Consider the following 12,041-nt stretch of genomic DNA (forward strand, 5'->3'; position numbering starts at 1 on the left):
CTAGTTCAGCTAGTAAATCTAAATCAGGAACTAGTACTCAAAAAAGACAAGCTAGTTCAGCTAGTAAATCTAGATCAAATGGAGGCACACAAAAAAGACAACAAGCTTCTAAGTCTTCAATAAGAACGCCTTCAATAGGTGCTTCTTCTATGAGACATCCTACCTTAAGTGATATCTCAAGAGCAGTTAGATAATAATAAAGTAGCATAAGCCGCATCTAGTGGCTTATGCTTTATTATTTATATAAAATCAAATTTAGTTTTTTCAATAATTAATTTATCTAAATGTGTTTATTAAACATGCGCTTAACTTCTAATTTAAAATTAAATAAAATACATTGTGGCAATTTATAAAAGATTTTTTTTGTAAAATTTATTGAATTTTATTTCATTTCGTGTAATATTTGTCCAGATATGAAAAGACAATTACTTTATTTCATCATTCTTGCTTGCATCGTTATTGCAGGATCTATCCTATGGACAATGCATAAACCAGCACAACTTATGCTTAAGGAATCCTCTTTTGCTAAGTTGCCTGGCTGGAATGAGGCTCATGTTACAAAATCACTTTCCGCTTTTCAGCTTTCTTGTAAAACTTTCTTACGGCAGAATCCTGATCGAGCAGTAGGCAGTCAAAAGATTCCTCTAAAAGTTAAAGACTGGTACCCTGCTTGTAGAGAGGCTTTATTACTTAATAATGCTAGTGAAAAGACAGCACGTAGCTTTTTTCAAAAATGGTTTAAACCTGTAGAATTTTATGAGAAAAAAACAGTTCATGGTCTTTTTACCGGTTATTATTTACCGTTGTTACATGGTAGCTTAGTTAAAACAAATAAATTCAATGTTCCTATTTATAGTTTACCTTCAAATTTAGTCACTATCGATTTAGGTGCCTTTAGTCCAGATCTTGCTTCAAGGCGTATTGTAGCGCGTATTGAAAATAATAAGGTTTTACCTTTTTATGACCGTGCAGCAATTAACAAAGGAGCTTTAAAAGATAAAGCTTCCGTTCTTGTATGGGTTGATAGCCATATAGATAGATTATTTTTAGAAATTCAAGGTTCAGGTATTGTTGAACTTCCTAATGGTGAGCATCTTTATTTAGGTTATGCCGGAGAAAATGGCGCTCCCTATAAACCAATTGCTAAATTTTTAATAGATCGGGGTATTTTAACTAAAGATAATGCCTCTATGCAAGGTATTCGTGCCTACCTAGAAGCACATCCGAATGAAATTGAACCACTTATTAACCTTAATAAATCGTTTGTTTTCTTCAGGGTTTTAAAAGATACCGCTGCTATGGGCGCCCAAGGTGTTACATTAACACCAGGTTATTCACTTGCTGTCGATAGAAAATGGATTCCGCTAGGTGCGCCTTTATGGCTAGATACAACAAGGCCTACCCCCCCATCAGCTGCGCATAAAAAATTGCAACGTTTAATGATTGCTCAAGATACAGGCGGTGCAATACGTGGGGTAGTTCGTGGTGACGTATTTTGGGGCGCAGGTGATAAAGCAACCTTTATTGCTGGAAATATGAAAAATAAAGGTCGCTATTGGTTATTATTACCTCGACATACAGTTGATACTCTTTTACCTAAAAAAATTGCTTAATACAAAATAAATATAATTTTTATTTAATAATAATTAAATGATCTTCACTAACTTCCTTATTTGATGCTAAAACAGTTTCCAGAAAATTAGATTCTAAGAGGCTTATTATAGCCCTATCATTTTCTTCATCAGGCATATCCTTTATAGGTGCATCCTTTGTAGGGCTATCTTGTTGAATAGGCGTATTAATAGTAGGCGCTGGTGCTTTCAATGCTTCTTCAAGGCTAATAAATTTATAACCATTTTTTTCATACATATCTAGAATATCTCCTAAAAAATGACTATTTAATAAATTAGCGTGAATTAATAAGATTTGTTTAGCATTTTCTTGGTGTTGTCTTTGAGCACGTGCTTCCGCTTTTAATGTTTGATTCCAGATATAATCTAAATATTGTTTCTTTATACGGGGTAGGTTTTGCGGGCGAAGTCGATAAGGAATGGCAAATAATTTTGCATTAAATTGATAGTCTTTACTATCAATCGTGATTGGCGCAATTATATAATGATGCTCAGCTAAATAATTATGAACTTTTTGGCGCTTATCACCTGTACTTTCAGCTAAATAGGGATATCGGAAATATCGAGGCCCATTAAAAAGGGGTTCAATAATTTTATCAGCTCTATCAACATCAGAAATATATTTTTCTGCCGGTAAATTATTTAAACTTTTATGTGAATAAGTGTGATTACCTAAAATGAATCCTTTCTCACGAAATAACTCTAGTAATTGCCATTGATCTTTTTCTATCGAGCCGGCAATAATGAAACCCGTTGCGGGGGCTTTATGATCAATTAAAGCCTCTACTATTTGTAAAAATCGATCATGTTCCCTTTGTAAATTAGCAGGTTTACCATGTGTTGACCCAACAAAAGGTAAATCATCAATCGTGATTGCGATCTCTTTAGTCTGCCCAAAACAAATAGAATGAAGAATGAGACTTAACCAAAACGTAAAGGTTAGTTTTATTTTGCACATTGCAATTTCCCTATTAGTAATTAGACTTCTTGCGAAACTTGCTGCTAGGTGCTAAGTGCAACAGCGTTTCCAATGAGGTCTATTATTTCCCTGGTTTAATCTAAAAATCGCAACTACTTACTTAGTATTATCATAAATTAAAGTTTTAACAATAGATCAAGTATTTGTAAATTCTATCCATTGCAATTGCCATAATTTGTAAAGAAATTGCTGGTTTTCATTTTTATCGACGAATGGCAGTAATTCCTTTAATGCTAAACAGCGATGATTTGCAATTTTTCTTACTAGCTCAGGCGTAATACTCGTTGTTTCCCAGACCTCGCCATTAATGTATAAAATAGGCAAGCCAGTATTCTTATCATTAATATAGGCAAAACGACACAATGTATTTCGATTTATTTGTTTAGCTTTTTTTAATTTATTGAGAAATTGAGTGAAATTCCTTTTTTTATTTAAAGTAGGTAATATTGATTCCGCGTGCCTATCTAACATCGTGATAAAACTACCAAACCATTGACCTATTAAAATATCATCTTTAAGAACCGTTTTTAGTAACTCCTGAGCTTGCTGGCAGGCTTGTTTAGGTATTTCTGCCGGCGCCTGTAAATTAAACCAAGAAGGATCTTCATATAACAAATCCTTTTTTTTATGCTCTAATAGATACTCACTTAAGCTATCCCACATTTCCGAAGACGTATAACTTCGATAACCAAAAGAATATGTCATGCAATCATTTGATAATGCTATACCGTGATGGCCTATATGAGGCGGAAGATAAAGCATATCCCCTTCGTGTAAAATAATTTCTTGCTCAATATTGAACTGTTTCATTATACGCAGTTCAAGATCAGCTATATAATTCTCAGCATGACAGTTTTGTGTCGTTAATAACCATTTTCTAGAGCCCTGAGCCTGATATAAGAAAACATCATAGTTATCATAATGAGGCCCTACACTACCCTGTTCTACAGCATAACTAATCATGACATCATCTACACGCCATTGCGGTAGAAAATTAAAATTATCAAGTAAAGCAGCTACCTCAGGAATAAACCGATCAACACCTTGCACAAGTAAGGTCCAATGCGATTTAGGTAATTTGCTAAAATCCTTTTCTGTAAAAGGCCCACGCTGTAGTAACCAATAAGGTGGATTTTTTGGTGTTTCGCGAACTAAGCGACTTTCTATTTCATCTTCCATGGCTAAACCTGCTAATTCATCGGCTAACAATGGTTGATTAAAATCAGGTATTGCATTTTCTAAAACCAGTGGTTTTTTCTGCCAATAGGTACGTAAAAAGTCGCTTACTGTTAATGTTCTAAAATTTATCATTCACTTACACCTGTATTTATTCATAACCAATTGAAAATTAATTCAATAGTATATTTAACTGACACAATCAGTTTAAAAATTATCTATTTTTTATCATTAAATACGCAGCAAATAATGCATGATATTTAAATAAATTGTCTATAATTTATACTGTAAAAACCATTGGAGGGTCGACATATGGCTACTTCAGCAATTAAACAAATTAGTCTGTTACCTAGTCTTATTATCTCATCCTTCTTACTTGCTGCAACAGTAAGTGATAGAGCTAATGCCGAAACAGTTAATGTATCAGCAAAACCGATGCAACTGGCTTGGCATGGTCATGGGTGGGGCGGTTATGGCTGGGGTCATCATGGTTGGAGACGTGGATTTGGATATGGTGGAATTGGCTTTGCGCCGATCGGTTGGGGTGGTTACGGACCAGGTTGGGGTTATAGACCAGGTTGGTATGGACCAGGCTATCGCTTCATCAATACAGGTCCTTTCTATGGCTGCCAAAAACGCTGCTTTGTTAACCGGTGGAATCGACTGATCTGTGCTACACGATGCTACTAAGGAAGCTTTAAATAGATAATTAAATTCTAAATTTGAAAAGTTACTGAATTTCCACGCTTAATGATTAAATAAGTAAAGATATAAATACAATAAACCAGTAACTTTTCTTTTCAAAATAAGCCCTTCTTTTATTCTAGAAGTTAAAATTTATTTCTTAAATGTAAAACCAGTTTAATTTTAAATTGCCAATGCTAGTCTTATCAATGTTGATTAAATTAAGACAATAGCGCTATCTCTTATAACCAAATTAATTAACTTATTATCGGATCTTTTAATGGGACAAGGTAATAAATTTTGATTGGTTAATAATCATTATAAATAAATTGTATAGTTGCCTAACTGGCAATTCTCGTCAATTTTTAATTGAACAGGAATCTGATATGCCTAAACTTAATTTTTTTACAGAAATGAATGAGAAAAAATTCATTAGTATCGAACTTCCAGATAATAAAATTCAAGCTATTTTAAATGAGATAGAGGACCTTAATAGATCTGAAAATTCATTGCTATTAATGCAATTAATTAAACAAAAAAGAGATGCCTTTTTAAGAGAAATTTACGCAGCTGATGACTCTAGTAGGCAAAATAAATTAATCCATTCTTATCTGCATTTTGCTCAGATATTAGAGTCGTGTCTTGTTGATAATAAACATGCTAATAAATACTTATTTAAATATTATACTTCTTCTGACTACCGCTTAGTTCCCCTAGATAACTATTTCCATAATCAAAAAGACACATATATTAATAATCAAGTAAATAATCTCGCGCTTGGTGGCGCCATTTTTGGTTTAAGCGCGCTTATCTTAAGTAGCATAGTTTTAAGTGTTGGCTGCCCTGTTCTTGGCATCATCGGTTTAAGCATTGCTTTTACTGCGCTTATGCCCAGTTTATTTTACTTAGTATCTGAAACATTACCCAAACAAATTAACGCATTTAAAGCAGAAGTAGACCTCTTTAAAGCTGCAGTCCATACCGATCTCTCACAATCAGAATTAAAAGATATCAGAGATATAAGGGAAGAGCAGGCGGTCATGGTTCATTAGAGTTCTTACCTAACCTGCGTTTTTACTTTATTGTGGCGTTGTAAACGTTTCTCCGGTGCTCCTATGTTACGTAAACGCCGCTCCTCGAAACGCTTACGTCTTGTCTAAAACTTAGTGGGCGGCGCTATACCTTGAAACAGGCATATTTCATACATGAAAATTTGTTAGTTTTCAGCTATTATTAGCTTTTTTAATTCAGGAGCAGATGTATGAAAGTAGGTCATGATAGCCTATCAACACAATCTCAATTACAAGTTAATGATAAAACTTACTATTACTTTAGCCTGAAAAAAGCTGAAGCAAGCCATTTTCCTGGTATAAGCCGTCTACCCTATTCTCTTAAAGTTTTATTAGAAAATCTATTACGGTTTGAGGATAATAATACTGTTACTACGGATGATATTAAGGCACTTGCTCATTGGATTCATACTAAAGCTTCTCAACATGAAATTGCTTATCGTCCAGCTCGGGTATTAATGCAAGATTTTACAGGCGTACCCGCAGTAGTTGATTTAGCTGCAATGCGTTCTGCACTGCAAAAAATAGGCGGTGATGCTACGAAAATATCACCTTTATCGCCTGTTGATCTAGTGATTGATCACTCAGTCATGGTTGATCGTTATGCAAGTAAGGATGCGTTAAAAGTTAATACAGAAATTGAAATTAAACGTAACAAAGAACGTTATGAATTTCTACGCTGGGGCCAGCAGTCCTTTGCTAATTTTCAAGTCGTACCACCTGGTACCGGCATCTGCCATCAGGTTAATTTAGAGTATTTAGGTAAAACTGTTTGGAGTAGTGAAGATAATGGCCGGCTTTACGCTTATCCAGATACGTTAGTAGGTACCGATTCGCATACCACTATGATTAATGGATTAGGTGTCCTTGGCTGGGGCGTAGGCGGTATTGAGGCTGAAGCTGCTATGTTAGGCCAGCCCGTTTCTATGTTAATTCCAGAAGTCATCGGATTTAAATTAATTGGTAAGTTAAAAGAAGGAATTACTGCAACTGACTTGGTGTTAACTGTCACTCAAATGTTGCGTAAAAAAGGTGTGGTTGGCAAATTTGTTGAATTTTATGGCTCAGGTTTAGCAGCGCTGCCTTTAGCCGATCGAGCAACCATTTCGAATATGGCACCAGAATATGGCGCAACTTGTGGTTTTTTCCCCGTAGATCAAGAAACACTCAATTACCTTAAATTAAGTGGGCGCGATGAAAATACAATTGCACTTGTCGAAGCTTATTGTAAAGAACAAGGCATGTGGTATAGCGAGCAAGCAGAAGATCCTGTTTTTACAGATACCCTGGAACTTGATTTAGCAACAGTTGAGCCTTCATTAGCTGGGCCAAAACGTCCACAAGACAAAGTTAATTTAACCACACTACCGCAAGAATTTAATCTTTTTTTACAAGAAGCTGGTAAAGAAATCGAAAAAGAAGTTGAGTTTCCAGTTAAAGATACGGACTGTTCACTACAACATGGCCATGTTGTTATTGCTGCCATTACTAGCTGTACTAATACATCTAACCCCAGTGTTATGATGGCCGCAGGACTTGTTGCTAAAAAAGCTGTAGAAAAAGGTTTAAAGCGTAAGCCTTGGGTTAAATCATCTTTAGCACCAGGCTCAAAAGTAGTTACCGATTATTTAAGACAGGCCAATTTGCAAACTTACCTTGATGAATTAGGATTCAACTTAGTCGGTTATGGTTGTACAACCTGTATTGGCAATTCTGGTCCCTTAGATGAACCTATTGCTGAAACCATTAATAGCCATGATTTAGTCGTAAGCGCTGTCCTTTCAGGTAACCGCAATTTTGAAGGCCGTGTTCATCCTCAAGTTCGGGCCAATTGGCTAGCTTCTCCTCCGCTGGTTGTGGCTTACGCATTATGTGGTACCACCACTAAGGATTTAAGTAAAGAACCTATTGGTCAAGATAGCTCAGGTAATGACATTTTCTTAAAAGATATTTGGCCTTCTAATCAAGAAGTTGCTAGTGAAGTAGCTAAATTAAACGGTGCCATGTTTAGAAAAGAATATGCTGAAGTATTTCAAGGTGATGAACAGTGGCAAGCTATTAAAGTAAATAGTGGCATTACCTATAAATGGGATACAAATTCTACCTATATTCAACATCCACCCTTTTTCGAAAACCTCTCACCAAAGCCAGAACCTATCAAACCTATTGCAGATGCATTTATTCTAGCATTATTAGGTGATTCTATTACCACAGATCATATTTCACCAGCGGGATCTATTAAAGCTAATTCACCTGCTGGCTTATATTTAAAATCTAAAGGGGTAGAAGAAGCTGATTTTAATTCGTATGGTTCAAGACGAGGTAATCATGAAGTCATGATGCGCGGAACTTTTGCCAATATTCGGATTCGCAATGAAATGGTTCCAGGCGTTGAAGGTGGATTTACTCGTCATATTCCTTCAGATAGTACCTTAAGTATTTATGATGCAGCTATGTTATATCAGGCAAAAAATCAGCAATTAGTCATTATTGCTGGTAAAGAATATGGAACAGGCTCTTCTCGTGATTGGGCAGCAAAAGGAACTAATCTTTTAGGTGTTAAAGCTGTTATTACTGAAAGTTTTGAGCGAATCCATCGTTCAAATCTTATCGGAATGGGTGTTCTACCATTACAATTCTTAGAAGGCACTACCCGAAAGACATTAGAATTAAACGGTACAGAACAGATTAGCATTGAAGTTGATGATACATTACAACCGGGTGCACAATTAACCATGTTAATTAAGCGAACCAATGGTCAAGAGGACGCTGTGCCAGTATTATGTCGTATTGATACAGCTAATGAGCTTGAGTATTATCGCCATGGTGGAATATTACAATATGTACTACGTAATTTAAGTTGATTAAGGTGAATCTGACATAAGAAATATTATACACTTTTATGTCAATTTTGTTTATTTTACTCTAGATCCCGTATAAATGCGTTGCATTTTACGGGATAACGTTCGTTTAGCGACACAAAGAGACTTTGCCTCTTTTGTGTCAAAATTACGTTAATTACTGTACTGTTTGTTTAATCTGTATTAAAGTTGCGCCTGCGCAGCTACAAGCTAAGTTAAGTCCTTGGCCTGTAGCTATTAACTGTGAATAAATAATAGGTGTTCTTCAAATCCTCTACTGCATTTAGCATGAAGATATAGAGCCACTGTATATTAAATATATGCGGAACGTATACTGCCCTACCTTGAAATTAGTGTTGTAGTAGGCTTTTTGAAAGAAGGCTAGTAAATTATTTATGTAAAGACCGATTAATATTAGCTGTACCCAAGGATTTTGCATGCACTCTTCCAAAAAAGTACTCTCTGTTTTTTCACTAGTCATGATTAACGTTATTGCTGTAGATAGCCTACGGACGCTACCGATGAGTGCAAAACTAGGTCTTCCTTTAATTACTTACTATATAGTTGCCGCAATAACTTTCTTTATTCCCATTGCTCTAGTTGCCGCTGAATTAGCAACTGCTTATCCAAGAACAGGCGGGATTTATGTATGGGTACGAGAGGCATTTGGTCAACGTGCTGGTTTTATTACAATTTGGCTGCAATGGATTTATAATGTTGTGTGGTATCCAACTATTTTAGCCTTTATTGCTGCTACCTTTTCCTATCTTTTTGCGCCTGAACTTGCTAATAATAAAATGTACCTCTTAACTACTACAATAGGCCTGTTTTGGTTATTTACGTTTTTAAATTGCTTCGGTATGCGCTTATCTAGCTGGGTAAGTACTATAGGCGCTATCTTTGGAACAATATTACCTATGCTCCTTATCATTGGGCTCGGTATTATCTGGTTAGCTCAAGGCCGACCTAGTGCAGTTGATTGGTCTAGTTCATGGTTACCAGACTTTAGCAATTTAGGTAATTTATCTCTTTTTGCAGCTGTTTTATTTGGTTTAATTGGGGTTGAAATGTCTGCAGTCCATGCAGAAGAAGTTAAAAATCCACAACGAGACTACCCGAGAGCTATTCTTTATTCAATTTGTATTATATTCCTAACACTTGTTTTAAGCTCGCTTGCCATTGTCGTTGTCGTTCCTAATGCTAAGCTTAGCGTGGTTTCTGGCCTAATTGATGCATTTGCTATTTTCTTTAGTAATTATAATATGACCTGGATGACCTTTATCATCGCCTTGTTAATCATCCTTGGCGGTTTAAGTGGCGTTTCTGCTTGGATTATTGGCCCAACTAAAGGCCTGTTGATTGCAGCTCGGGATGGCTCTCTACCACCTGTATTTGCCAAGGTTAATCAATATGGCTCCCCTGCTCCTATTCTAATTATTCAAAGCATTATCTTTACCTTACTAACGAGTGTATTCATTTTGTTTGATTCAATTAATGCCGCCTATTGGCTACTGAGTGATTTATGTGCCCAAATGGCCTTATTAGTTTATATTTTTATGTTCGCTGCTGCTATTAAGTTACGTTACAGTCAACCTGATCTACCTCGCGTTTATAAAGTTCCCGGTGGCAATCTGTTGATGTGGATAATTTCTTTAACTGGAATAATGTGTTGTATTTTAGCCATGTTAATAGGTTTTGTTCCACCAACACAAATTCCTATTGGCAATGTAGCCTTTTTTGAAGCTTTTTTAATTATTGGCCTTATTGTGTTTGTTGCTATTCCTTGGTGGTGGGCAAAAAAACCTTATAATGATTAAGATTATTTAATAACAGAGGTTTATCTAGGCCAACTTTATTTAAACGGTTGATTATATTTCTATTAAATTGTACAATTATTGTATAGATGTTTACTTAAATAACCTTTATGTATAGGCCAAACCAGACAAACTCTTCAGACTCTCTGCCAGAAAAATCAACTAAAACTATTTCGACAACTAAGCCCTATTTGGAAATGAGTTTCAACTTTAAGGTAAATATGCCACAAAACAAAAAGACAGAGCAAAAAACACCTACAGAGAATCCTCTGCAGGATATGATTTCTAATTTTGGAATAGAAGGACCTAAGGAGAACCCTAAGAAAAGGAAAGATGCTACTGAAATCTCCCTCTCATTCCAACCTACTTTATATCACCCTAGTTCTGCGTCTCAAAGATTTCCTCAAAGCCAGCCTACAAAACCTATAAACTTAGAAGAAAGGAACATAAGCACACAATTTACTATTGATACAGAATTATTAGAGCCAACCCGCCAAAATACGCCCTTACAAAGTGAATATTCAATTACTTCAGTTGAAGGATTAATTGCATTTTTAGATTCTCAGTCTTTTACAACACCGTCTAACACTCCTGATAGTTTTAACAATCTCTTTAGAGTAGAGAGCGAGCTAAAACGAAGAAAATTACAAGAAAATAATACGCCCAATTCTAAAGCTAATCAACCTTGGTTTGCACGAAAAGATACAGTTCGAATACCTAAACCTTTAGTAGATTTTCCAACTATACAAAAGCGACTAGAAGAAAGTCAAAGTACAAGGAAATCAACATTAAAATATCATCATACCTCTTCAGAAGAGATTAAACGTATGATTCTTGAAAAAAAGAGCTCAACGTGTAAGAAAAATCCAAATAAAAAATCTCATAAGTTATTTTTCGCATCTCAAAATTTGGAAGAAAAAAATAATCAACAGCCCGATCCTAAAGAAGATACTGATGAAAGGCCTATAAAAAGCTGAGAAAATTTACCGAGCTATTTAATTTAAAACTACTTTATAATAGCTATAATCTTATTGCCTCTATTAAAACTGTTACCTACCAGGCCTATTAAGATATCCTTAAGCTAAGTTTGTTAAAATTTTAGTATATTTTTCTAGCAATATGAGTAAATTATGAAAAGTTTTTTTGAGCCAACTGCTGCTAACACACTAGGTAAACTTGCAAGCAGATGGAAAATGTCTGTTTATATTAATTATGGTAGCGATGATATGTCAGCATTGGTTGTCGAAGAAAGAAAGAAGTTCCGTTCCCTTTTAGGAATTCCTACTGACAAAAGCTTAATAAGCTTACCTTATTTAGTTTTCGAAGCATCATGCCATACCTTTCATGAGTTAGCAGGAGATGAAAATCATAATCTTTTTGATAAGACTGTAGTTGCAAAATATGCAAATAAAGCTATAAATAAAGCCTATAAAGATCTTGGATTGACTACACCCTCAAACTTTGATGATAAACTGGTTGCAGGAATAGCAGTTTGGAATTTAGTGCTACCGGAATCAGCAGGTGGGGTTTATCCTGATAGCGAATACCCGGAATTTGCCAAAAATATGCATAAAAACTTAACTAAATTTTGGACAGGTTATGGGTGCGAAAAACAGATCACAGTAGAAATCATGCAAGAAGCTTATCAAAAACTTAGAGAATTTGCTATTTATAAATTAAATCTTGCCACTCAACCAGCTTCATCAAATAGTAGTTTAACCTCTCCTTTCATGTCCTAAGATATGTCAACAATAGTCTTCATGGCCTATGTGCCTCGGATAGTCTGAGGCATACAGGGCAATGCTTAATTTAGAACAATTTTTTCA

The 12,041-nt window shown here is 35.3% G+C and carries 10 protein-coding genes; 8 read left to right on the forward strand and 2 right to left on the reverse strand.

The genetic code is table 11. The annotated features are described in order from the left end of the window. On the forward strand, positions 1-194 hold a 194-nt coding region (locus tag E1P04_RS17820), incomplete at its 5' end, for a hypothetical protein (protein ID WP_207385965.1). Between the two features lie 219 nt (positions 195-413). Next, complete coding sequence (gene mltA / locus E1P04_RS00005; RefSeq protein ID WP_131780888.1) at positions 414-1,613, forward strand: murein transglycosylase A; 1,200 nt, start codon at positions 414-416, stop codon at positions 1,611-1,613. Between the two features lie 19 nt (positions 1,614-1,632). On the opposite strand, the gene E1P04_RS00010 is transcribed toward mltA, so the two are convergent. After that, a complete protein-coding gene (locus E1P04_RS00010) occupies positions 1,633-2,589 on the reverse strand; it encodes a polysaccharide deacetylase family protein (protein ID WP_131780889.1) in 957 nt (318 codons plus the stop codon). A gap of 156 nt (positions 2,590-2,745) precedes the next feature. After that, a complete protein-coding gene (locus tag E1P04_RS00015) occupies positions 2,746-3,921 on the reverse strand; it encodes a cupin domain-containing protein (RefSeq protein WP_131780890.1) in 1,176 nt (391 codons plus the stop codon). 177 nt (positions 3,922-4,098) lie between these two features. On the opposite strand from E1P04_RS00015, the gene E1P04_RS00020 reads away from it, so the two are divergent. The 6 genes from E1P04_RS00020 to E1P04_RS00045 all read left to right on the forward strand — a co-directional run bounded on the left by E1P04_RS00020 (position 4,099) and on the right by E1P04_RS00045 (position 11,954). Beyond that, positions 4,099-4,476 (forward strand): hypothetical protein, encoded by a 378-nt coding sequence (locus E1P04_RS00020; protein ID WP_131780891.1) that lies wholly within the window; start codon positions 4,099-4,101, stop codon positions 4,474-4,476. A gap of 380 nt (positions 4,477-4,856) precedes the next feature. Next, positions 4,857-5,522 carry a hypothetical protein gene (locus tag E1P04_RS00025; protein WP_131780892.1) on the forward strand — a complete coding sequence of 222 codons (666 nt, stop codon included), beginning with the start codon at positions 4,857-4,859 and terminating at the stop codon, positions 5,520-5,522. Between the two features lie 209 nt (positions 5,523-5,731). Then, entirely contained in the window at positions 5,732-8,404 is a 2,673-nt protein-coding gene (gene acnA / locus E1P04_RS00030; RefSeq protein ID WP_131780893.1) for an aconitate hydratase AcnA, read from the forward strand. A 434-nt stretch (positions 8,405-8,838) separates the two neighbouring features. After that, the gene (locus tag E1P04_RS00035) at positions 8,839-10,218 is read left to right on the forward strand and encodes an APC family permease (RefSeq protein ID WP_131780894.1); all 1,380 of its coding nucleotides are present in this window, start codon (positions 8,839-8,841) and stop codon (positions 10,216-10,218) included. Positions 10,219-10,325: 107 nt separating this feature from the next. Next, positions 10,326-11,192, forward strand: coding sequence for a hypothetical protein (locus E1P04_RS00040; RefSeq protein WP_131780895.1), 867 nt, complete (start codon positions 10,326-10,328; stop codon positions 11,190-11,192). Between the two features lie 153 nt (positions 11,193-11,345). Continuing rightward, positions 11,346-11,954 (forward strand): hypothetical protein, encoded by a 609-nt coding sequence (locus E1P04_RS00045; RefSeq protein WP_131780896.1) that lies wholly within the window; start codon positions 11,346-11,348, stop codon positions 11,952-11,954. Positions 11,955-12,041: the final 87 nt, after the last annotated feature.

Origin of the sequence: Legionella gresilensis (assembly GCF_900639865.1) — a bacterium.
In the GTDB taxonomy this organism is placed as follows: Bacteria; Pseudomonadota; Gammaproteobacteria; order Legionellales; family Legionellaceae; genus Legionella_C; species Legionella_C gresilensis.